The following is a 24,716-nucleotide window of genomic DNA, read 5'->3' as shown; positions in this document are numbered from 1 at the left end:
GAGGGCGTTGACTTAAAAAAACATAGATGATATAATTTCTTGTTGCTTTGAATATGGTACTTGGCATCGGGGCCGATATCGTGGCCGTGGAACGGTTCAGAAAGCTCAAGGACAAGGAAGAATTTCTGGCCCAGTTTCTGTCGCCGGAAGAACTGTCCAACGCGCCAAAGATCCATCGGGATTTTTTTTACGCCTCCCGGTTCGCCGTCAAAGAGGCCGCGTTGAAAGCGTTGGGCTGCGGCCTGAGCCGAGGGTCGTTTTGGCATGATATCCAGGTATCAAAAGATATCCGGGTAAGCCTCTCCGGCCGGCTGCTCAAATTTCTGCCGGCAGGCGGCGGCCATGCCATCCATGCCTCGGTATCGGAAGCCGGGGAGTTCGCAGTGGCCTATGTAATAATTGAAGTTGACAAATAGACCTTTTTTAGGAATAGACAGGATTAACATGATTTCACAGGGTTAATTACCAGGTTAAAGGATCCTGTAAATCTTGTCATTTTTATTCTCGTTCATGGTGTCGTTTGAATGTTTTCTGTAATAATTGAAAATATCAATAAATAGGAGATAACGGGATGAGCAACATCGGGTCATACGAGGATCGCTACAAGAGTTTCGATTGGAAACTAGCGGAGCAGGAGCTGGAGTATGGAAAAGACGGCCAGTACAACATTGGTTATTACTGTAGCGACCGGATCTGCGATAAAGGCCTGGGCTCCAAGCTGGCCCTGATCTGGGAGGGATTCACCGGTGAGGTCAAGAAATATACCTATGACGACATCCGGGCCTACAGCAACACCACCGCCAAATTCCTCCAGGACCAGGGGGTCAAACCAGGCGACCGGGTCTGCCTGTTTATGGATAAGATCCCCGAGCTCTATATCTGTTTCCTGGGCATCCTAAAAATGGGCGGGATCGCCCAGCCGTTGTTCTCGGCCTTCGGCGAAGAGGCGCTGATCACCCGGCTGGACGACGCCAAGACCAAGGCGGTGCTGACCACCAGAAAACATGCGGGCAAGGTCCGCCGCATCCGCAAGGACCTGCCGGAGCTGGCCACCATCATCATAGTTGACGCCGACGACAAGCCGCTGAATGCCGGCGAAGCGGCGTTTGCCATGGAAAAACTTCCCCGGGTGGAGAAATTCGATATAGTCAAGGTAGAAAGGGAGACCGCCTCGGTCCTGCATTACACATCCGGCACCACCGGAAAACCCAAGGGGGCCCAGCATGTTCACAATTCTTTGGTGGCCCAATACATCACCGCCAAGTGGGTGCTGGACCTTAAAGCCGACGACATCTACTGGTGCACCGCTGATCCCGGCTGGGTCACCGGAACCTCCTACGGCATTATCGGCGCCTGGTCCAACGGCGTCACCCAGGTGGTGCTGGATGCCGGCTTCAGCGCCCAGAACTGGTACGCCTTCATCGAAAGAATGAAGGTGACCATGTGGTACTCGGCTCCCACCGCCATCCGGATGCTGATGAAGGAGGGATTCGACGCGGTCAAGAAGCACGACCTCACATCCTTAAGACACCTGGCCAGCGTGGGCGAACCGCTCAACGCCGAGGCCGTGATCTGGTCCGAAAAGGCCTTCGGCCAGCCGTTCTACGACACCTTCTGGCAGACCGAGACCGGGGCCATGATGATCTGCAACTACCCCGGGATGAAGGTCAAGCCCGGCTCCATGGGCAAGCCATTCCCCGGCATCATTGCCAGCGTGGTCAACCCCAAGACCTTTGAGCCGGTGGACAAGCCCGGCACGGTGGGCCTGATAGCCTTCCGGCCCGGCTGGCCCTCCATGATGCGGGCCTACTGGAACAACAAGGAGACCTACGACGGCAAGTTCAAGAACGGCTGGTACCTGTCGGGCGACCGCTCCAGCATCGACGCCGACGGCTACTACTGGTTTGTGGGACGGGATGACGATGTCATCAACACGGCAGGACACCTGGTGGGGCCGTTCGAGATCGAGTCCGCTTTACTGGAACACCCGGCGGTGGCCGAGTCGGCCGCGGTGGGCAAGCCCGACCCCATCAACATGGAGGTGGTCAAGGCCTTCATCGCCCTCAAGCCGGGCTTCAAGGCCGACAGCGACCTGGAGATGGACATCATGAACTTCATCCGCAAGAAACTATCGCCGCTGGCCATGCCCCAGGAGATAGAGTTCATGGCCTCGATGCCCAAGACCCGGAGCGGAAAGATCATGCGCCGGATGCTGCGGGCCAAGGAGTGGGGCGAGGAGATCGGCGATATCTCGACACTGGAAAACGACTAGGCACCATCCCGCGAAACACGCTAAAAAGCGCGAAAGTACATTCCAACGTCATTCCTGCGAAAGCAGGAATCCAGGTTAAAAGTATGGATGCCTGCCTGCGCAGGCATGACAAGGGGCAGGAATGACAAAATCCTGTGGGTAAAAAATCCATGCACAATATTTAAATAACGTCATTAATTTTAGGAGACGAAAATGTCCGACGACATCAAGAACATGATCATAGAATATGTGAAAAAAGAATACCTTGACGAGGATTCAGACATGGAGGTCAAGGAGGACACCAAGCTGATCTCCAGCGGGATCGTGGACTCGTTCTCCATGGTATCCTTGAAGACCTACTTGGAAAAGAAATTCCAGATCAAGCTGCCGGACGATGCCGCCACCCCCGAGGCCTTCGACTCGGTCAACAACATCATCGAGCTGATCAAGAAATTCGGGGTGAAGGTCTAACCCAACTAATCAACTGTCATCCCGAGATCACATCTTTGCCTTACTGGCTGAGGGATGGCAGGTTTACCCTTCAACCTGCCAAGCGTGCAGCAATCTCAGGGTGACAAGCTCAATCAAGAATTAACAGTTAGGAGATACGATGGCCTATAGTTCCAAAGCCAAGGATTTTTACGCCGGCGAACTGCAGGGGATGAAGGACAAGGGGATCTTCAAGGAAGAACGATACATCCAGTCGCCCCAGGCCGCCAGCATCAAGGTGGAGTTCCCCAAGGGGGCCGAGCCCAAGCAGGTGCTGAACTTCTGCGCCAACAATTACCTGGGCCTGTCCAGCCACCCCGAGGTGGTCAAGGCGGCCCATGAGGCCCTGGATTCGAGGGGCTACGGGCTGTCCTCGGTCCGCTTCATCTGCGGCACCCAGGACATCCACAACGAGCTCGAGGAAAAGATGAGCGAGTTCCTGGGGATGGAGGGCACCTGCCTGTTCCCCTCCTGCATGGAAGCCAACGCCGGGTTGTTTGACGTGGTGCTGACCCCGGAGGACGCCATGATCTCGGACCGGCTGGTCCACGCCTCCATCGTCGACGGCCTTAAGCTGTGCAAGGCCCAGATGTTCAACTACAAGCACAACAGCATGTCCCACCTGGAAGAAAAACTGCAGGAGGCCCAGAGCTGCCGCCTGCGGATGGTCATCACCGACGGGGTGTTCTCCATGGACGGCGACATCGCTCCATTAGACAAGATCTGCGACTTGGCCGACAAGTACGACGCCATGGTGATGGTGGACGATTCTCACGCCACCGGGTTCATCGGCAAGACCGGCCGGGGCACCCACGAGTACCACAACGTGATGAAACGGGTGGACATCATCACCACCACTTTCGGCAAGGGTTTGGGCGGGGCCACCGGCGGTTCGGTCAGCGGCCCCAAAGAGATCGCCGAGATGTGCCGGCAGAGAGCCCGTCCCTACCTGTTCTCCAACACCATGCCTCCGGCAGTGGTGGCCGGGTCCATCAAGGTTTTGGAACTGCTGTCCAAATCAACCGACCGCAGGGACAAGCTGGAGAAGAACACCAAGTACTGGCGCGAGGGGCTAACCAAGGCCGGGTTCGATTTGAAACAGGGCGACACCCCCATCGTTCCGGTGATGCTGTACAACGCCAAGCTGTCCCAGGATATCGCCCGCGACCTGTACGCCGAGGGCATCTATGTGACGGGCTTCTTCTTCCCGGTGGTGGCCCAGGGGCAGGCCCGTATACGCACCCAGATCTCGGCCGGGCATGAGATGGAGCATTTGGACAAGGCCCTGGCGGCGTTTACCAAGATCGGGGAGAAGTACGGGATACTGGGGCTGAAGAAGGACCAGATCATCGCCAAGTACGGGCTATAGGGGCACGCTATCCGCAGATTGCGCAGATTTGCGCAGATTCCGGGTATAAATTTTAGGGGTACCAAGGGTTTTCTTTCTGGGGGTCATTCCCGTGAAAGTGGGAATCCATGAACGGGATCAAACCACAGAGACACTGAGGCACAGAGGATTTTCTTTCTGGGTGTCATTCCTGCCCTTCGGCCTTGCTCAGGATAAACTCCAGCGGGAATCCAGGCCGTCTTGACCTCACCCCGGCCCTCTCCAAATAAATTTGGAGAGGGGGCGTCATTGCAAGCATGCCTGCATACGGGCTTACGTGTCATTGCGAGAAGACCAATGTACCGGACAAACGAAGCAATCTACTTATTGCAAGCCGTAATTTAGAGAGTAACTATGCGGCGGGAAGGGATTTAACTCCCGTCCCGCCGTTTATGCTTGTTGTTGTGTGTTGGACAAAGGTTAATATTGATGTGAAATATTGTTGCACAATACCAATAAAAGAGGGTATATGAATCAAGAAAGCAAAGAGTTTAATGATCTTGAATATAGTTTTACAGATGCCTTACGTATGGCAGCTGTTACCGCAAAGAAAGAATGTAATTATAACCCTGCAGGCTTCATCCAAATGATAAATGAACTTGGGGGTGTTGGCACAGCGAAAAAACTTATTCACACAATAAAGCTCTCGGATGGATTTACTAAACTTTGGGGATTAAAACGTTTAGATTTAACTGCTGAGGCTATTGCACTACAACCCAAGTGGAAATCTCTTTTTACAGATGAAGAGTTGAATATTGCTAAATCACGTCTTATTTCTTCAGGGTATGCACTACCAGAAAACCATGGAACTTTATTAAATGATGATGTCATTGTAGACATGCAAAACGACAATGTAACATGGTCGCAGGAGGAATTATCTGCTGCTGTAGATGCTTACCTCCAAATGCTTGAGAAAGAAACAAGGAATGAACCTTGCAATAAATCTGAAATTAACAGAGATTTAAGAAGCGGCATATTAAAAAACAGAACTAAGGGTTCAATAGAGTATAGAATGCAGAATATTTCATCTGTTATGGAGTCATTGTGTCTGCCACGCATCAAAGGGTATTTGCCTGCAAAAAATATAGGGCCCAATGTGTTTTATGAAATAAAAAATATATTGGAAAAGAAAAACATTTTTGATAAAACTATTTATGAGCCTACTGAAGATGCTAATGAGTATGAAAGACGTGCAACTATTCTTTCTTCAAAGATTGAGACTGGTAAACCAATCGGGGTAAATACACCAGATAAGGTGTTACAAAAGGACACATATATTTACAAGAGGGATCCTTTAGTTAAAGCATGGATTTTAAAAAGTGCTACAGGTAAGTGCGAAAAGTGTAATAAGGAAGGACCATTCATTAAGGATGATGGTACAATCTACTTAGAAGCGCATCACCTTAAGTCACTTTCTGACGGTGGTAGTGATACAATAGATAATGTTCTTGCGCTTTGCCCGAACTGTCATAGGGAAATGCACTATGCATGTAATAGAAATGATTATATTAATAAAATTAGAATGCTGATTCCAAGATTGCGAAATGTCTAATTAGCATTCGTTTCAGGTAATGCCCCACCAGCAAACAAACAATGATTCAGTTAACTTTTATCTTTCTAATATAATACAAGGGGTAATCACCAACTCATCATGGCGCTTCAGGGTAAAGGAATTAACTCCCGTCCCGCCGTTTATGCTTAAAACGAGGAGGAAGATCGCTATTTACCGTTGCTGTGTTGTTGTCGTGTGTTTGCTAATATGGGCGCAAACATGTTAGAGGTGTCAATCCTGAAACGATATTATGTATAGCAAGAATAAATCCATATTATACGCGTTAGTGGCCGCGTCATTGTTCGGAGCCAGCGCGCCTTTAGCCAAATTATTATTAAGCGATATTCAACCCGTTTTATTGGCTTCATTTCTTTATCTGGGCAGCGGCCTCGGTTTGTTGTTTTACAAATTTATCCGGCGTATTACGAAAAATGACCCGGTGAAAGAAGCCAAAATAGGCCGGGCTGACTTGCCTTGGCTGGTCGCCGCAACATTTTTTGGCGGTATCACCGCCCCGATTGTTCTGCTGTTCAGCTTAAAACACACTCCTGCGGCAACAGCCTCGCTAATTCTAAATTTTGAAGGCGTCGCTACTGCGCTGATTGCTTTTATAGCTTTTCGGGAAGCCATCAGTAAACGCATTTGGCTGGCTGTTGGTTTTGTAACCATCGCTGTCATTTTATTATCAGTTGACCTGTCCGGCAAATGGGGCTTTTCGCTTGGGGCCTTGGGTGTTGCAACGGCTTGCGTCCTGTGGGGCCTGGACAATAATTTCACCAGAAACATTTCGGCCAAAGACCCGGTAGCTATTGTTATCGTCAAAGGCATTGTGGCCGGTGCTATAAGCCTGGCAGTGGCGTTAATTATTGGGAACCCATTCCCCGGTTTGGTAAAAGTATTGCTCGCGTGTCTTTTGGGCCTTTTTTGCTACGGCCTGAGCATTGTTTTCTTTATTTTATCCCTGCGTGAACTGGGCACAGCCCGCACCAGCGGATATTTTGCCACTGCTCCTTTCATCGGCTCGGCCCTTTCCTTTTTGATCTTCCGGGAACTGCCCAACACGCTTTTTTTTATTGCTTTGCCGTTTATCGTGGTTGGTGCCTTTTTATTGTTCACCGAAAAACATACGCACCTGCATACGCATTTTGAATTCAAGCACGATCATATTCATGACCACATTGACGGGCACCATACCCACGAACATTCCGCAAGCCGTGTCTCACAAACGCATTCCCATCCGCACAAACACGTTCCTGTCAATCACAAACACCCACATAACCCGGACATACATCATCGCCACAGCCATGATGATTGATCGACTTAGCACATAAAAAAAGGTATGAAGCTGGCTCACGTGTCCGTCTCGCACATACGCACAATCGCACAAACAAAAATACGTAGCGCAAAAACAGTTAACTCGCAAAGTGAAAATTGCAGAGTACTGTCGATCCAGTTAACTTTTTTCTTCTAATATAACACAAGGGGTAATCACCAACTCACCATGGCACTTCACATCAAGGTAAGGGAATTTTACCGCAACGAACTGGTGGAACTGCAGAACGCCGATCTTTTCAAGGAGGAGCGCTACATCCACACGCCCCAGGCGGCCAGCATGGGAAGGATATTAAGATAAAATTTCATGCTGGTATAAAAATCATCTTAGCGATTAGCGTATGTATAATAATCGCTGCAAAACCAGGAGAAGCTTCTATGGATTCCCTGATGCAAAAATATAATACGATTTGGTGGCAGTATAATCTGAATGGTTCGGAAAAAATACTGGACGACATATTGAAGGATAATCCCCAGCAGCCGGAGGCCCTGCGGAACAAGGCGTTTGCGCAATATTACTATCGCCAAAATTACTCCGGTGCATTGGAGTCAATTCAAAAAGCCATCGGGGCCGAGCCCCAAGAGGCGAAAAATTATTTCGTCCAGGGCGACATACTATTTTCCCGAGCCGACTATGAACAGGCGGCGCGGAGCTACTCCCGGGCAATAGAGTTAGACAGCGCCAATGCCGATTATTGCTTATCACTGGCCAAGACCTGCCTTCGGCTAAATAAAAAAGACGAGGCGAAGCGCGAGCTGGAAACAGCGGTGCGCTTGAATCCATACCTACTGGAGGCCAATAACCTTCTCCATGTGGCCTATGTCGAAGGTGGCGAATACGACCAGGCATACCGTATTTGGAAATCACAATACCTGTTTGACGAAAGCGGAACGTCATCTTACTGCCCCGGGGAATGGAATTCCCTCTACCAATCGGCCATAATGCGCGATAAACGAGAACCGGATTATCATTGCACCATGGGTCAGTTGTACGAACGTTTGCTGCTCTACGATGAAGCCAAGATGGAATTTGAAAAGGCCCGGCAACAAGCCCCGGATGACGACAACATGTTCCAATCTTTTGAGAAAGTGTCGAAATTTATTATTTTCCGCGAGACGCTCAAGAAAACCCTTGATGAATTTTATCGGCAGCAGGCGGTGCAGGGGAGATTAAAAGAAAAAGACCTGCTGCCGCGACTTGTACCGATATATGCCGAAATAGCCGGCCTTTTTCCCGATATCCGGAAAACAAGGAAACACAACAAGGGTTGGTTGAACAAGGTCAACGGCAGGATCGAAAAAAAGTTCCATGTCATAATACATTATGGATATATAGACGGTTATTGGGGTGGTCTTTTCGGGCATGTAACGCTGGATACCATGAGGGAAATATCCCAATGGGGAAAGACCGGAAAGCTGCGGATGGTGGTCCTGAAAAACATGGTATCCAACGGTTTCAACAGTTGGTACTGGAACTACCAAGGCCAGAATGGCGGATGGACTACATCCGGGTTCTTGTCGCAAACCAAGGAATTCTTCGTGGTCATGGATCCCAAATATGGGGCCGCTTACGGCAGATGGGAATTATTGAACGATCAAAATAAAAGGTCAAAAATATTAGCGGAGGATAAAGAAAAGGAGGAAGGTTTTATAGATCGTCCGCCCCTTGATGTATTTTATTCATCTTGGCTGGGGAACCAACTCAAACTCAAGGCCATGGACGAAGCCATACAACCATATAAGGATTGTTCTCTTGATGAACAAAAAGCGGCGTGCATCAGATTGTTATTAGATCACTATTTCAACACCTCAACGGTCATCCACGAAGGGCAGCATGCCTTGGATTCCAGGCACTGGCTTTTCGGATTCAGGCAATGGGAGCTGGAATACCGGGCGAAATTATCAGAGAACTGTTATGGAAGAATGCCGCACCTGTCACTATCGGATATCCTGAGTCAGGATATCGGCAACAATAAACTCTCGCACGGCAGGGCAGTGACCAAGCTATTTGAGGATATCTCCAAGTATATTCTGAAAAACAAAGCTAAGTATCCCAATATCAATACTAATAAAAACATCATGATGCAGCTTGTATCTCTGGATTCGAAAGACATCAAGGAAATCGGGAACGCCGTCTTTAGGGAAGGATACAAGTAATGGCCCTGCATAAAAAGGTAAAGGAATTTTATCGCAACGAACTGGTGGAACTGCAGAACGCCGATCTTTTCAAGGAGGAGCGCTACATCCACACGCCCCAGGCGGCCAGCATCAAGGTGGAGTACCCGGCCAACTCGCCCCAGAAGGAGGTCATCAACTTCTGCGCCAACAACTACCTGGGGCTCTCCAACCACCCGGCCATCGTGGCCGCGGCGAAGCAGGGCCTGGAGGAGCGGGGCTTCGGGCTGTCCTCGGTCCGGTTCATCTGCGGCACCCAGGACAAGCACAAGGAACTGGAGCGGAAGATCTCCAAATTTTTGGGCATGGAGGACGCCATCCTCTATTCCTCCTGCTTCGATGCCAACCTGGGAGTGTTCGAGGCTCTTTTAGGGGAGGAGGACGCTTTGATCTCGGACGAGCTGAACCACGCCTCCATCATTGACGGCATCAGATTATGCAAGGCCGAGCGGCGCCGCTTCAAGCACATGGACATGCACGATCTGGAAGCTCATTTAAAGCAGACCAGAAATTCGCGCTTCCGGATGATCGTCACCGACGGGGTCTTTTCCATGGACGGCGACCTGGCCCCGCTGGAGCAGATCTGCAACCTGGCGGAGTCCTACGAGGCCATGGTGCTGGTGGACGAAAGCCACGCCTCGGGGTTCATTGGCAAGACCGGAAGGGGCACACACCAGCACGCCGACGTGATGGGCCGGGTGGACATCATCACCACCACCTTCGGCAAGGCGCTGGGCGGGGCCTCGGGCGGCTGCATCGCTTCCAGCCAGGAGATCATAAACATCCTGCGCCAGCGCTCCCGTCCCTACCTGTTCTCCAATACCATCAGCCCCTCGGTGGTGGCCGCCACCATCAAGGCCATCGAGATGATGGAGACATCGACCGCCCTGCGCGACAAGGTGATGGACAACGCCAAATACTTCCGGCAGAAGATAAAGCAAGCCGGCTTCGACATCCGGGAAGGCATCCACCCCATCGTCCCCATCATCCTGCACGAGGCCGAGGCGGTCCAGAAGATGTCGCGGCAGCTGTACGAAGAGGGCATCTACGTGATAGGTTTCTTCTATCCGGTGGTGCCGCGGGGCCGGGCGCGGATCAGGGTCCAGATCTCAGCCGCCCACGAACGGGAGCATCTGGACAAGGCTATAGCGGCGTTCACCAAGGTTGGAAAGAAACTGGGCGTACTGAAACCTAATTAACCACAAAAGGCACAAAGAACACAAAAAACCGTGAAATGTGAATCGTAAATTGTGATTTTTGTATTTGGTGGCTTGGTGTCTTTGTGGTAAAAAAGAGGAGAAGATATATGATATTTAAAAAGTCATATTCCTTCATCATCCTTCCGCATCACGGCGAGCACGGGAAGTCGGTGTTCCTTCACTCTTGGTGGCTGAATGCCATTTTGCTGGTTACAGTAGCGGCGGTGGGCATCTCCGGGTTTTTTATCGCCCGGCATTATCTGTTCCATTACAAACTCAAGACGGCCTTTGAACCCACCTTCAAGGAAAACAAGGTTTTGCGGGTCGAGCGGAAAAGCTACGACCATGTCAAGGATTCGCTGGCCAGCGACATCTCATCACTCCAGGCTCAGCTGAAGAAAGAGCGCAGCAATTACCTGGCATCGGTGGGGAACCTGGCCCGGCAGGTGGACAACCTGCGCAAACTGGCGGTAAAGGTAAAGATCCAGGCCGGTTTCAAGACCGCCAACATCGTGGAAGAAGGAGAGGCTGCCGGAGGCCCTGAATCGCCGATCATTCTTGGTAAGTACGACATAAGCCATCCGATCGAAACTACCCAATTGGAATCCAAGGTCAGCCCCGATATTTTTCAGCAGGTAGCAGATCTCAAAAAAGTGGACAGCTATCTGGAGACCAAGGAATGTCTGCTTTCGGCTACGCCGGAGCTGGCGCCCCTGTTCGGCAAGATGACCTCCACTTTCGGGGTCAGGAGATGGAGACGGAGCGGGCATTCGGAGAACCATTACGGGTTGGACATTGCCGTGCCCCGGGGCACACCGGTAAGCGCCCCGGCCGAGGGAGTAGTGACCATTAGAAGCCGGGTGGGGGATTATGGCAATTTGATCGAGCTGGATCACGGAACCGGCTATACCACCAGATTCGGGCACCTTTCCAAATTCAACGTGGAGATCGGCGACCGGGTGAAAAAAGGCCAGATAATAGGGTTTGTCGGGTCCACCGGGCGCTCCACAGGCCCGCATCTGCATTATGAAGTGCGGATGAACGGCACCCCGGTCGACCCTATCGGCTACATGGGCGATCTGGGAGAATAACCTAATAATATTAAAGCCCCGGCGTTTTATACGCCGGGGCTTTTGTCCTTTATGGAGTTCTACTGTCACATATATTTGACAAAAAATAGATAAATAATAAGCGGAAAATAAAAAATAATCCATATAACACTATGTGATTAAAGAAGATATAAATTGAATATCATTTTGGCATGCCCAATGCTTTATATATTGTCAGGAGAACAAAATGAAAAAGCATGTCAAAATAATAATGATCGCGACCCTGGCAATAAGCGCAAAATTCGTTTTCGGCCAGACGGTTGCTTTATTGACCCCCAGCGATATCTCCCGGACCGTTAATGTATCGGTAAGCGTGGCTAAAAAGGCCCGGATCGAAGTTCTGAGCGCCTCAAATATTTTAAGTGTCAGCAACGAAGATAAAACCAGGGGGTATGTTGATCTGCCGAAAGCCATTGTCCTAAAAGTGTGGTGTAACAGCAGTGATGGCGCCAGGGTAATGGGACAGATAGATCCTTCGATCAATGGTCTGAAAGGTAAAATACTGTACAGGCTGTCCGGTGAAAAGGATTTCCGTGAAGCCAATGGGAGTTTGCACGATATATACGAAAGTTATAAGATCGAGAGAGGTTCCAACGTCTCCCTGGATATAAGATATGTGCTTGCCGACAATACGCTGGCTGGCGATTACCAATTTGAAGCATCTTTTGTAGCCGAGCCCAAATGATAGTGATAGTTATTTTCAGGCACAACTTGCAAATATAAATCTTAAAACAAAGAGAGGTGTATAAACAAACTATGGAATATTTAAATATCCCATAGTTTGTTTTGCTCTATTTCCGGACTGGGTATTGCTTGACAAAATGGCTTAAAATGATATATACTACAATCATACAAAGGCCTTATTTTATCATTGGGCGATTAGCTCAGCTTGGTTAGAGCGCCTGCTTTACACGCAGGAGGTCGGGGGTTCGATCCCCTCATCGCCCACCATACCGGCATCATAGTTGTGGCATCTTTTCCCTGAATTGACCACAGAAAGCACATAATTCACAAAATAATTTTCTTGAAATGTATATTTTCGCTAAAGGCACTGGTCGTAAAATGATTAAAATTAAAAAACATCGGCCTTAGATTATCACAAAGCCCCAGCAATTCATTTTCATATCCATTTTGTGCCCGTTGTGCCTTTTGTGGCTGAATGGTTACGAATTTTGGAAATCATAGAAAAGATATGATATATTTTGGCATCATTAATGATACCAAGAACGCACAAAAGTGCAAAACGCAAGACAAGATTTTGCACTTAAATTTTATAAAAATAATTCTCAAGTATATAGTGTATGCAGACAAAGGTCAAAACACAAAATGTAGTATATGAAATAATAGAGTAAATGGAACAAAAATTGCATGCAATTATTGTTAAGACAACAAGTTAAAAATAATTATCAACTTAGTAAGGAGGTAGATCCATGAAAAAACTTTTGCTTGCCAGCTTAGTAGTCGCACTGTTTGCCGGGATGGCAATGGCACAGCCTGCAGATGTAACCAGCGACGTTGATGTTCAGGTTACAGTCGGCGGTGTTTGGACCCTGACTTTAGACGTGGCGGCAATCGATTTCGGGATCCTGATCCCCGGCGACAATGCTTCAGACGCAGTTAATGTCAATGTCAGGACCAATCAAAAGATCGCTTGGCACCTGAAGCTCAACAAGGATCAGGACCTGACCCACACCGTTGACGCAACCGAAATCTTCCCCTCTGCTAACTTGACCTATACCGGTAGCGGTGGAGCCGGCACCTGGGTTGACGGGGAGTTTACTCTGGCTCCGACCACAGCATATACCTGTGCTGCGATCGAGTATAAGAATTTGGGCGCAGGGACGGACCTGACCACAACCCTGGACATACTGATCCCGGATCCAGCGATGGCCGGCATCTATACCAACACCATCACCTACACGCTGACTGCAACCCCGTAGGCGCTTGCTTAACAAAGCGGGGCATCACTTTTATTAAGGGGTGCCTCGCTTTTAGTTTAAATAATTTACTATGCTAATGGCTAAAAGTTCTCTTTTTTTACTGATTAACATTATTTGGACTTCCCTATCCTTTGGGCAGTCACCAATCTCATTGAATGTTTGGCCCCCCCGGGTGGATCTGAATGTTGTCCCCGGCGAAAGTCGTACCGGCGTAATAACGGTGGAGAATAAGGGGAGCAACCCGGTAAGGGTGTTGAGTTATATAACCGACCTGGGGATGGATAAGCTAGGGAATCTTACTTATCCCGATGGAGGGACGCTTTCCTTCTCTTGCGAATCGTGGATGCTGGTAAACCCGGAAGATTTCGTCCTTTCACAGGGGACCAGTCAAAGAGTGCGCTATACCTTCAAGGTGCCGGATAATGCTGCCGGGACTTATTTGGCCTCAATTTTCTTTCATTCCAAACCGCAGGAAAAAACCAAGGGGTCAGGCAGCAAGCTGGCAGTAAGAGTAGGCACTATCTTTGTCCTAAATGTTACCGGGACCGGCTTTAAAAGCGGTGAGCTTACGTCCCTTTCCATGAACAGCACCGGATCGGAGAATATCGCCCAGATAGAGCTGGGATTTAAAAATAAGGGCAATCTGCTGGTCCGACCCACTGGAACTGTGGAGATCAAGGACCAGATCGGCTGGACGGTGAATAAACTCATGATCAATGAGGACAATCAAGCGGTGCTGCCCTTTGCCGAAAGAATAATCAGGATACCGATAAACAATATCAGGCCGGGCAGTTATGATCTGATTGCCATGGTTGATTACGGCGGCTCGGAGATACTATCGGGCGAACTCAAGGTCAAACTGGTCGCTGCCGAGGCTCCCAGGCACAGCTGGCCGATCCCGGAACCCAAGGCGCCAATTAAAACCACCCGCCAGCCGGTTAAAAAAGCCGAGCCGGTGGCTAAAGCCTCGCCGGAGGAGATAAAGAATCTCTATGCTTTGGCCACCAAGCAATATACCTCCGGGGATTACCAGGCATCTCTGGCCACCTGGCAAAAACTTTTAAGGGTCGATCCGGGCAATTCCACCGCTCGAAAGAATATGGAGAGAACCAAGGCCAAACTGGATGCCTTGAAAAAAATAAAAGGGTAGATGAATAGATTTTTTAAAATCATAATTTTATTGTTGATTGCCGGCCCGGCAATATTGCAGGCCGGGGATCAGCTTTATTTTACCTATGGTTTTGAGAACGGCAACAAGTTAAGAGGGCAAAATTACGGCCAGCAGGAATACAGGCATAACATCAGCAGCGCCTTTGACAAGAAAATGGAAAGCTACCGGCTGTCCTCAGAGCTGGCCGTGTATTACAGCAGCATTGATCAAGCCCAGTTGCAGACCATAAAGCTCGGCTTCGATCAGATAGTTTTAGGAAGCAGCACTGTTAATGTTTACCTTGGTGATAGAAATGTAAATTTGCCATATAATGCGGGAGTAATGTACGGCAGGATAAGAGGAGTTGTTGCAGAATACCGATATAAGGGCTTTTCCTCGGGGATATACGGCGGAGCACCATCATATCTATACCAAAAAAGCTCTTCGCTTAACAATAAAAGCGCTTTTGGATCATATGTCGGGATCAAGCCACTGGATTGGCTTTCTGGAAAATTCTACATATACAACGAGGAAAGCAAGCAAGCCACCGATACCCTTTACCGCCGGGCGGTGGGTTTTGGCCAGCAGTTTGACATCGTAATGCCCTGGGGTCTTAATATGATGCTGGGTACGGCCTGGAAAAGAAGGCAGGAAATATCGGGCGGCAGCATAATTACCAAATCGGCGCCCTCTGTTTCCACCAATGTCACCTGGGCCAGGAAGAAGTACCGGGTCTCGGGGGGGATGGACTTTCTGGGGGCATATTTCCGCCCGTTGCAGACCAAGAATTATTACGGCCCCAGGTTCTACGCCAGCTGGAGGCCCAACGAAATATTCGGGCTGGACGGCAGATTCACCAACTATAATGCCGACGGCGACACCCTCTATCCCATGATTACCAACAGCTGGGGGGCCGGCTCCAGCATGAAACTACCCAATCTTCCAGCGGTCAAGGCAAACTACACCAATACCGACAAGAAGGTCGACTGGGGAGGGCCCAATTCCAAATGGTATATTTCCGATGACAAATCGGTCGAGATGAGCCAAAGCATCAACCGGTTTGAGATGGGCTTAAAGTACCAGGTCAACAACCGGATCGAGAAAAAACTGCAGTCAATGGATGCAACCAGGCAATCCTGGCGGGTGAAACCACTTTATCGGACGCAACTAGCAACTTTCTGGATGAGCGGAGAATTTGACCAGTGGAAAGACAACCGGCAGAATAATTCCGGGTATTTACGGAAATATCGGGCCGGAAGTAATGTGGGGTTGTGGGGCGGAAGCCGGGTCATTGCCGAAATGGGATTAAACGATCGGGGCGACCAGCATTACGGGCGAAACGGAAGCCTGGTAGCCAACCTTCAGTTGAAATTGAACTTCTCTAAGAAATATCTGCTGGACCTCTCCTGGTGGAACGAGAACAACATCGCCCAGGATACCGGCTTCTTCTATCTGCGTGACAGGTCGCGCTTGGGCTTGTTTATAACCAGGAGGATGGACATCTCCGGGAATGTTATGGAGGGGCTGGTGTTTTTGGATGCCAACAAGAACGGCCTTCAGGATGCCGGTGAATACGGTCTGCCCGGGATCATCCTGAACCTTTCCGACGGACGAAGGACCATCACCGATGCCCGTGGAAAATACCAGTTCAATAAAATCAACAGCAAGAACCCGACGATAAAAATTGATATCTCCACGCTCTCGGCGGAGTATAACATCATCGGCGTCGGGGAGAAACAGGCTTCTCTGGGGGGGTGGCGCTCCACCTTGGTCAATTTTGCTGTTTCGTCCCTGGGGGGCATCAAGGGGCGGGTATATGTGGATGAAAACAATAACGGAAAGTTCGACGGAGAGGATTACGGGCTGTCTGGCGTCACACTGATACTGCAACCGTCAAATTCCGCTTCGGTCACAAACGGCGGGGGGATGTTTCGGATAACCAACGTTCCCACCGGCCAACAGACCCTGAACATCGACCGCAATAGCATTCCGCCGGATTACGATTTAAAAAGCGAACCTTCCAGGCTGATAAACATCAAGCAGGGGGAGATATCAAACCACCTGGAATTTGCCATAGTGAAAAAGATCCGGCCGGTAAAGAAAGTGGTGTTCGGCGGAGTCAGCACGGTAAAAATAGATACCTCTCCCAAAACAGAGGCAAAACCGAGATCAGCCAGAAGCGCAAAACAAACCGGAGCGGCCCCAAAACAGCAGGACAGGGTGACCATAAAGGCCAGACAACCATCCGCCCCGAAATTATCCCAGCCGGAGATCGACGCCCTGTACAAGGAAGGAACTAAGCTGTACAGCTCCGGGGATTACCAACGGGCTTTAAGCATCTGGCAGAAAATATTATCGGCAGATCCCGGACATAGCCAAGCCAAAAGAAATCTGGAAAAAACCCGGCAAAAACTGGAGGCCTTGAAAAAAGTAAAAGGATAAATAAAAAAGATTTTCATAAAGCGGCTCTATCATCTGATAGAGCCGCTTTTTAAATGCAAAATTTTAACAAAAATTGCAAAATATCATATCTCTGGGTGTAGTTATTGCATTTGTGATTTGGTATTTAATAAGGTATTACTATCCGCCAGTCTATAGTTTATCATAACTATAATGCTTCCATAGCCTTAAATTGATATCAGCAAATTCCTGATCATTAGGTATGGAATTTGTATGATGTATAATTAAGCAAACACAGTAAACGGCGAGTATTTATGAAAAAGATATCACTGGTAATAATACTTTTCAGTCAGATATTATTTATAAGACAAACTCTGGCCACGGATTACGCTGTAATCGTCAAATATCCAGTCTATATATCCGGCCAGGCTGCAGCCAGCACCGGAAACCCTTTTGCGGTTCTGGTGGGCATCATTCCCGATACCACCGGCGAAAATTTTGTGGGGAGATGCCGCATTGGCAGTTCCAGCACAACCGCTGGAAATAACCACTTTCACTGGCAGGACAGCACCGCCTGGGAGGCGAGTGCACGCAATACTTGGGGCGGCGATCTGACGGCATATTATAATTCCAAGCATATTGCCGCCGCCGATTCCGGAGAGACCACCAAGGTCTGGTTCGTCACCAAGTGCGACACCACTCCGCAGTCACAATATATACTGGCCAGGATCCGACGGCTGGCGGATACCACGGTTACCGGTTCAAATCGCGATTCGCCCCGCCAGCTACTGACGGTGATGGATATGTCAACCCAGGGGGCTTGGATGGAGGGTCATATATACGGCGATCCATCATATTCCACGCCGCTGGCAAACTATGTGGTGCTGGCTTACCGGGCGGACACCATAGTAGGCTCCTATATCACTGAGAATAACTATGTCATTGAAGGATATGATTCCGGTGATCCCGGCTATGTCATGTTTGCTGTGCCTACCGGAAATATTGATTCCTTCAAAGTTCGCGATATGTCAGACAACCCTGTCAATTTCTATGTAAAAAGCACTCCGCCATGGACCATTATCGCCGGGGACACCATAAATTTCGATATCCTGCCCAACGTCCCCACCGTCATCTACACCTCTCCGGCAAATAATGCCGCCAATGTCGCGATAAATTCTCCGATAAAGATCGGGTTTAACAAGGCGATCAACCAATCCAGCTTTGCCTATAGCTGCTCCACCGGGGTGGCCGGATGGTTAGTTTCCTGGAACGGCGCCAGCGATACCGCCACCCTTACCCATGATAATTTCAGCTATGTGACAACATACAAAATCCAGGTGACCGCGGCCAAGGACCTTTCGAACAACGACCTGGTTCCGGGCCCCAAGCCCAACCCCTTCCGTTTTGCCACCCAGCCCGACCCGGCCACCATCCCCTTAAAAATAATCTGCCTGGATGTGGGCCAGGGAGACGCCACCTTGGTGCTTTCGCCTTCGGGGAAATCGTTGTTGTTCGATGCCGGTGAGACCGGCAAGGGATACGGCAAGATATGGCCTTTTTTAAGGGACAGCGTACAAACCCATCACCTGGATTATACCGTGGTCAGCCATTACCACGAAGACCATGTCGGCGGAATGGACGAGGTGATCGACAGCTTGGGCGGCAGTGACTCTGTCCTGAACTACGGATACGACCGCGGCGGAGCCTACGCCTCAACCGCCTTCACTGATTATGCAGCAGCCCTGGGAGCTAAAAGGAAGACTATCGGGTTGAACCAGTCGATAGATCTGGGCTCCGGGGTAAACGCCAAATGCGTGGCGGTCAACGGCCAGACCCAGGGCGACAATATCACCCCCTCCGATGAGAATGATTACGGGATAGGGTTGCTGATACAATACGGCGGTTTCAAGATGATAGTATCCGGAGATCTGGGGGGATACAATTCCGGGGGATATAAGGACGTGGAATCCATCCTGGGCCCCGACATCGGCAAGGTTTCGGTGCTGCATGCTAACCACCACGGCTCGCAAAACAGCAGCAATCCGTATTGGGTATCGACCCTGGATCCTAAAGTGTCGGTCATCTCGGTGGGAAACAACGGCTACGGCCATCCCACCCAGCTGGCATTGGACCGGCTGTGCAATGATCCGGGGGCCAACAATTATATCTACCAGACGGAGTTGGGATCGGGCGGCACCATTCCCGTTGGCAGGGGGGAAGTGGTGGGTAGCAATGTCTGGATCGAAGTGACGGCCGACACTTTTACCGTCAACAGCAGCGACAAATATCCCAATCCGGTGCTGCTGTCCTCCCTTTCGGCAGCATTGGACGGCCAGGGCCATGGCATGATAAAGTGGCGCACCGAGAGCGAGAAGGACTGCGACAGATGGGAGATAGAGCGGACCGATGATCCTTCTGCCGGGTATGTCAAGATTGGCGAAACAGCCGGGAACGGGACCACCAATCAGCCCTCTGAATATTCATTCACAGATCCCCATCAGTTGTCAGCTGGGGATTATTATTACCGGATCGCCCAATATGATTTTTCTGGCACGATAACTTATTATGGGCCGGTGAAATTGTCGATGGATGGCGGCGGGCTGCTACCTGCCGAATTTAAACTAGGGAATAACTATCCCAATCCGTTCAACCGTGATACCAAAATCAGCTATCAGATTCCCGGGGCCGGGCGGGTCAGCCTGGCGGTCTACAATGTGGCCGGACAGTTGGTGAGGACCCTGACCCCGCCCAACCCTCCCCTCGAGGGGAGGGAAAATAGGGAGGGGTCCGTAACCTGGGACGGCAAGGACAGCGCGGGCAACGCTCTTCCCAACGGGGTTTACCTGTTCCGATTGTCCACCGGTGGCGAAAGCGGCATAAGAAAAATGATGCTGATAAGGTAGGCCATATCTGTTTTGAATGGCACCGATGGAATATCGGTGCCTTTTTGTTTTATAATTTTACTTGACAGTTTAATAATATTTGACTATACTATAAATGATATAAACCCTAAAGTGCTAATGAACAATACCTTAAGAATAACAATCGGGCTGGTGTTGACAGCCGTCGTATTGGGTCTTTCCTATTGGGCAAATATGCCTGCTGGAAAGAAGCCCGGTGCCGCCCAGTCCGACGAGCTGAAGATCCGCTCCGAGCTGGTGGCCAAGAACCTGGCCCGGGTGGTCTCTGACCCCTTTGCCAACCAGGATGATCTGGCCTTATCCGAGATCATTGCCCAGACCAAGCAGGATTATTCCGAGGTGTCGGACCTGTTCATAGTCAACCTCAAGGGCGGGGTTGCCGCATCCAGCAACGAGACAGCCGTGGGGGACGAGTTAATCCTCCCCTCCGGCATAAAAAAATTGACCGGGGAGCCGGTATTGGTTCAATCAGTTGTTAATGCCAAATCCCCGGATAAGGCATACTGGGCCGCCGCCCCGATATTGCTGGGGCGGGAGAGGATCGGCAGCGTCTACATCCAACTTAAAGGCAGGGTCAAGGCAGCAGGGGCGATCAAAACTCCGCAGTCCATCTATATCCTGGCCGGCCAGACCGCAGCGCTGGCGCTGATAATCCTTTTAATGATATTCGGCCCCAAATCGAAAGCGGCCGAGGTTTCCACCGAGGCCTTCGACAAGCTGGAACAGAAGAAAAAAGATATTGAGAAGGACATAGAGAACAAACGCAAGGATCTGAAAAAGGTGGAGGCCGAGGCGGGCGACCATAATCGCTGGCTGGAGATGTTCCGTTCCGAGGAAAACGACCTGGCCAGCCAGGTTAAGAAACTGCGGGAGGAGCGCGGACAGATGGACGGCCATCTGGATGAAGGGCGCAAACAGCTGATAGAATTCGAGACCCTGCTCAGGGAAAAGCAGACCAAGCTTGAAGAAATAAGCAACCATTTGTCGGACCGGATACAGGAAGGCATCGAACTGGATAAAAGACTGGAACGGATACAGCACCAGGAGGCCGAATTGAACCAGCGGATGGTGGAACTGAAGAAGGGCGAAGAGAATCTGGCCCAGTGGCTCAAGCAGTCCAAGACCGAGGTGCAGAACCTGGTGCAGTTCATAGCCGAAAAACGGGTGGAGGAGAGCGAACTGGAGCAGACCATCGAAGAGAGACAGCGGCTCAATGCCGAGATGGAGGAGCGGGGGCAGCAGTTGCAGTCGCAGATCGCAGAGCTGGCCAACGTCTGCGAACAGTGGAGCGCCGAGCATGAAAGGCTCTCCAACGAAGTCTCCGAGAAACAGCAGAACCTGACGGCCATCATGCAGCTGTTGGAAGGCTCCCGGACCAGGTTGGAGAAGCTTCAGAAACAGGGATCGGAGGTGTCCTCCTCATGAACGACTATTATTCACTGCTAGGCGTCCGCCGTGAAGCCAGCACCTCTGAGATCACGGCAACCTACCGGAACATCCTAAGGGAAAAATTCCAGAAAGCAGGATACAGCTCTCTTTTTTCCGATGTCACCCAGGCCTACCGCACCCTGGCCAATCCCGAAAAGCGCAAGGACTATGATCTGCTACTGCAAAAAGTGGTGGGTAAATACTTGGTGCAGAACCCCAATAATCCGACTCCGGCCGAGAAGAAGTATCAATCCGGACTGAATGCCATTGATCAGAAGAGATTTCAGGAGGCGGTCGATTTCTTTACCAAAGCCATAAAAATCGATCCCGAGAAGAGCCACTTTTACAGCCAGCTGGGGCTGGCTCTGGGCATGTTCAACGGCCGGCTGGCTGAGGCCGAAAGGTACTGTAAAAAGGCCATAGACCTGGAACCGGACAATCCGGAACTGTGCTACAATCTGGGTTTTCTTTACCAGCGGCATAACCTGGTGGACGCCGCACAACAGGCTTTTCTTCAGGCTCAGCAGGCCGAACAGAAGCGCTGGGAGAATGTCTTTAACCAAGGCCAGGCTGTAATAGAGATGCAGTGGAGCGAAGAGGCGGAGGAACTGGTAAAGGAGGAGTCTCTCAAAAAAGAATTGCCGGAAGCTACCGAGGCCGAGAAACCGGTGGAGGTGCCGGAACTCGTCGAAGATGAATTGCCGGAAATAACCGGGCCTGAAGAACTGTCGGAAGTGTTAGATATAGATAAAGAGGCTGAAACTGTCGAACCGCCGGAGAAGCCCACCGAAGCAGAAATAACCGACGATTTTGAGGAACCGATCATATTAAATGACGGGCCTTCGGCGGAAATAGCAGATACCGAATTATCGGCTGAAGAAATAACGCCCGAAAGTCTTTCGGAAAATATAGAATCTGAAGCCCCGGCTGTCAGCCCGGAAAAGAGAGAAGCAGAACCGGAAATAACTGCTGAATCAATTCAAGCCGAAGCGCCTGAATCCGGCGATCAGATCATTATGGCCCAGGTAATAGACGGCGACCAGGAGTATCTGTCTGCTTCAGAGGTGGAGGGTGAAAAGGCGAATGTTCCTGAAATCGCAGCAGAGACAAAGAACGAATCCGCCGATTCAGAAACTGGATCCCAAAATGGTTTGGAAGCAGTCTCCAAATTACGAATTACAGAACCTGATTCGATGGAACCCAGAGTGCCTGGAGGGGAATCCTTACCAGCAGAGGATGGCGTCGATTACGGGTTGGTGGTGGAAGCTGCTTCGATCCAAGCTGGGCCGCCAGAGGAATATGCTCAGGATGATTCCCTACTCAAGGACCTGGCGTCGTTGGAGGCGGAACTGGCCGAGGTGGATGCTTCCTCCGGCATCGGCTCCGGGGATAACGGGCTTCTTTTGGAGATGGAGGCTCATCAGGATATTGTTGAATATTCGCCCAATGGTGCTGTAGCATCAGACCCGCCGCGGCTGGCATCCGGAAAAACAGATGAGCAGGAAAGCACCAGCCTGGATGACTTGGAGGATGAAGCCCTGAGCCTTCTGCGGGAGCTGGGGCTGGATCCCTCCGAATATGCTCAGGATGATAGTGCGGAAGCGAACCCTGATAGCGCCAGGCAAGAAGCCGAGCCGGCTGATACCGTTGAACAATCCGAACCTGGCGATAGCGATACCGAAGCGGAGCCGTACCATGACGATCTAGAGGAATTGAATAAGATCGAAGAAATGGAAAGGAAGATGGCCGAGGAACTGGAGCGATTGAAGCAGGAGCGTGTGAATCTGAAGAAACGGAAAAAGAAAAAGAAGTAAGATTTTACGTTTATCGGTATTTTTGCCCTTGCGTATGAAAACGCAAGGGTTTTGTTGTTCGAGGCAACGGTACACCCCATAAATAAAATACTTTCCCAATATCTAAATTCTAAAATGAAAAACGGCTGGAGTTTTCTCCAGCCGTTTTTACGTTAGTATTTCCGGTAAATTTTCAAGCCGACTGGCTTTTCAACACCATCTGCAGATTATCGGGGTCGCTGGACTTGCTCATGGCCTCGTCTAAGGTGATGATGTTCTTGCGGCACAGGTTGGCCAGGGACATGTTGAGGGTGGTCATCCCCTGTTTGATGCTGGTCTGGATCAGGCTCTGCAGCTGGTAGGTCTTGGCCTCCCGGATCAGGTTCCGGACTGCGCCGGAGCCGGTCATCACCTCGAAGGCGGCCACCCGGCCCCTGCCGTCGGCCCTCTTTACCAGTATCTGGGAGATGACGGCCACGAAGTTCACAGCCACCTGCATCCGTATCTGTCCCTGCTGATGCATGGGGAAGACATCGATGATGCGGTCCACCGTCTGCACGGCGTCGGTGGTATGAAGGGTGGCCAGCACCAGGTGACCGGTCTCGGCCGCAGTGATGGCCAGGGAGATGGTCTCCAAGTCCCGCATCTCGCCGATCAGGATAACATCGGGATCCTGCCGCAAGACGTATTTTAAGGCGTCGGCAAAGGTCAGGGTGTCGCGCCCCAGCTCCCGCTGGTTGACAATGGCCTTTTTGTCGGTGTGGATGAACTCGATGGGGTCCTCCACGGTCATTATATGACAGGGGTCGTGGGCGTTGCGGTAATCTATCATGGCGGCCTGGGTGGTGGACTTGCCGCAGCCGGCCGGACCGGTGATCAGCACCAGGCCGCGGGGTCGCAGGGAGACCTCTTTTACGATGGGGGGGAACCCCAGTTCGTCTATGGTGGGGATCTTCTCGGGGATCAGCCGGAAGACGATACCCAGGGAGTTGCGCTGCTGGAAAAGGTTGACCCGGAAGCGTCCGGTGCCGGGAAGGTTATAGGCAAAATCCAGCTCCAGCTCCTTCCCGAACTTCTGAGCCTGGGCCGGGGTGATGATGGGCAGCAAATGTTTCTTGACGTCATCGGGAGTGATGGACGGCAGCTTGCAGGGGGACAGGTCGCCGTTGACCCTCAGCAGGGGCGGGCTGCCCACCTTGATCTGCATGTCGGAGGCTCCCTGTTCGGCCATGTATTTTAAAAGCTCGGCAATTTCCATATTTTAAAAAGCCTTCATAGCTGATTTTTCAAACTCCTGGGGATTGGACGACTTGGCCATGGCCTCCTCGATGGTTACCAGGCCCTTTTGGTAGAGCTCCTTGAGACATGAATCCAGGGTATTCATGCCGAACTTTCCGCCGCTCTGGAGGACGCTGAATATCTGGTGGGTCTTGCCCTCCCGGATGATACTGCGGATGGCCGGCATGCAGACCAGCACCTCGTAACCCACCACCCGGCCCTTGCCGTCCACCCGGGGCAGCAGGGTCTGGGAGTAGATGGCCTGGAGGGTGGTGGAGAGCTGCAGTCTCACCTGCTGTTGCTGGCCCGGCG

General features: G+C 50.7%; 18 protein-coding genes and 1 tRNA gene. 17 read left to right on the top strand and 2 right to left on the bottom strand.

Annotation, left to right across the window (positions count from 1 at the left end):
* Window positions 1-47 precede the first annotated feature (47 nt).
* From acpS to KJ869_02020, 17 genes are all read left to right on the top strand, one after another.
* On the top strand, window positions 48-416 hold the full coding sequence (gene acpS, locus KJ869_02100; GenBank protein MBU1575984.1) for a holo-ACP synthase: 369 nt from the start codon (window positions 48-50) through the stop codon (window positions 414-416).
* A gap of 155 nt (window positions 417-571) precedes the next feature.
* Window positions 572-2,272: an acetate--CoA ligase gene (gene acsA / locus KJ869_02095; GenBank protein MBU1575983.1), complete on the top strand. Its 1,701-nt coding sequence runs from the start codon at window positions 572-574 to the stop codon at window positions 2,270-2,272.
* Window positions 2,273-2,464: 192 nt separating this feature from the next.
* Complete coding sequence (locus KJ869_02090; protein ID MBU1575982.1) at window positions 2,465-2,722, top strand: acyl carrier protein; 258 nt, start codon at window positions 2,465-2,467, stop codon at window positions 2,720-2,722.
* Between the two features lie 139 nt (window positions 2,723-2,861).
* A complete protein-coding gene (gene kbl, locus KJ869_02085; GenBank protein ID MBU1575981.1) occupies window positions 2,862-4,109 on the top strand; it encodes a glycine C-acetyltransferase in 1,248 nt (415 codons plus the stop codon).
* 487 nt (window positions 4,110-4,596) lie between these two features.
* On the top strand, window positions 4,597-5,679 hold the full coding sequence (locus tag KJ869_02080; protein ID MBU1575980.1) for an HNH endonuclease: 1,083 nt from the start codon (window positions 4,597-4,599) through the stop codon (window positions 5,677-5,679).
* A gap of 250 nt (window positions 5,680-5,929) precedes the next feature.
* On the top strand, window positions 5,930-6,994 hold the full coding sequence (locus tag KJ869_02075; protein ID MBU1575979.1) for a DMT family transporter: 1,065 nt from the start codon (window positions 5,930-5,932) through the stop codon (window positions 6,992-6,994).
* Between the two features lie 395 nt (window positions 6,995-7,389).
* Window positions 7,390-9,168, top strand: coding sequence for a tetratricopeptide repeat protein (locus tag KJ869_02070; GenBank protein MBU1575978.1), 1,779 nt, complete (start codon window positions 7,390-7,392; stop codon window positions 9,166-9,168).
* 5 nt (window positions 9,169-9,173) lie between these two features.
* Window positions 9,174-10,385 carry a glycine C-acetyltransferase gene (locus tag KJ869_02065; protein MBU1575977.1) on the top strand — a complete coding sequence of 404 codons (1,212 nt, stop codon included), beginning with the start codon at window positions 9,174-9,176 and terminating at the stop codon, window positions 10,383-10,385.
* Window positions 10,386-10,492: 107 nt separating this feature from the next.
* Window positions 10,493-11,476: a M23 family metallopeptidase gene (locus KJ869_02060; GenBank protein MBU1575976.1), complete on the top strand. Its 984-nt coding sequence runs from the start codon at window positions 10,493-10,495 to the stop codon at window positions 11,474-11,476.
* Window positions 11,477-11,681: 205 nt separating this feature from the next.
* Window positions 11,682-12,179, top strand: a complete 498-nt coding sequence (locus tag KJ869_02055; protein ID MBU1575975.1) for a hypothetical protein — start codon at window positions 11,682-11,684, stop codon at window positions 12,177-12,179.
* A gap of 188 nt (window positions 12,180-12,367) precedes the next feature.
* Window positions 12,368-12,445, top strand: a tRNA-Val gene (locus KJ869_02050).
* Between the two features lie 533 nt (window positions 12,446-12,978).
* A complete protein-coding gene (locus KJ869_02045) occupies window positions 12,979-13,434 on the top strand; it encodes a hypothetical protein (protein ID MBU1575974.1) in 456 nt (151 codons plus the stop codon).
* A gap of 172 nt (window positions 13,435-13,606) precedes the next feature.
* Entirely contained in the window at window positions 13,607-14,584 is a 978-nt protein-coding gene (locus tag KJ869_02040) for a hypothetical protein (GenBank protein MBU1575973.1), read from the top strand.
* Window positions 14,585-17,026: a hypothetical protein gene (locus KJ869_02035; GenBank protein MBU1575972.1), complete on the top strand. Its 2,442-nt coding sequence runs from the start codon at window positions 14,585-14,587 to the stop codon at window positions 17,024-17,026. It begins immediately after the preceding gene.
* A gap of 272 nt (window positions 17,027-17,298) precedes the next feature.
* Window positions 17,299-19,887, top strand: a complete 2,589-nt coding sequence (locus KJ869_02030) for an Ig-like domain-containing protein (protein ID MBU1575971.1) — start codon at window positions 17,299-17,301, stop codon at window positions 19,885-19,887.
* 117 nt (window positions 19,888-20,004) lie between these two features.
* Window positions 20,005-21,330 carry a hypothetical protein gene (locus KJ869_02025; protein MBU1575970.1) on the top strand — a complete coding sequence of 442 codons (1,326 nt, stop codon included), beginning with the start codon at window positions 20,005-20,007 and terminating at the stop codon, window positions 21,328-21,330.
* A complete protein-coding gene (locus KJ869_02020) occupies window positions 21,327-23,147 on the top strand; it encodes a DnaJ domain-containing protein (GenBank protein MBU1575969.1) in 1,821 nt (606 codons plus the stop codon). Before KJ869_02025 ends, KJ869_02020 begins: the two co-directional genes overlap by 4 nt.
* 172 nt (window positions 23,148-23,319) lie before the next feature.
* Here KJ869_02020 and KJ869_02015 read toward each other — a convergent pair whose 3' ends face one another.
* Together KJ869_02015 and KJ869_02010 are read right to left on the bottom strand one after the other, a co-directional pair.
* Complete coding sequence (locus tag KJ869_02015) at window positions 23,320-24,384, bottom strand: type IV pilus twitching motility protein PilT (protein ID MBU1575968.1); 1,065 nt, start codon at window positions 24,382-24,384, stop codon at window positions 23,320-23,322.
* Window positions 24,385-24,387: 3 nt separating this feature from the next.
* On the bottom strand, window positions 24,388-24,716 hold a 329-nt coding region (locus tag KJ869_02010), incomplete at its 5' end, for a type IV pili twitching motility protein PilT (protein ID MBU1575967.1).

The organism is Candidatus Edwardsbacteria bacterium (genome assembly GCA_018821925.1).
GTDB lineage: Bacteria > Edwardsbacteria > AC1 > AC1 > EtOH8 > UBA2226.
Note: the sequence above shows the minus strand (reverse complement) of the source record. Positions and strands in the feature narration are given on the sequence as shown.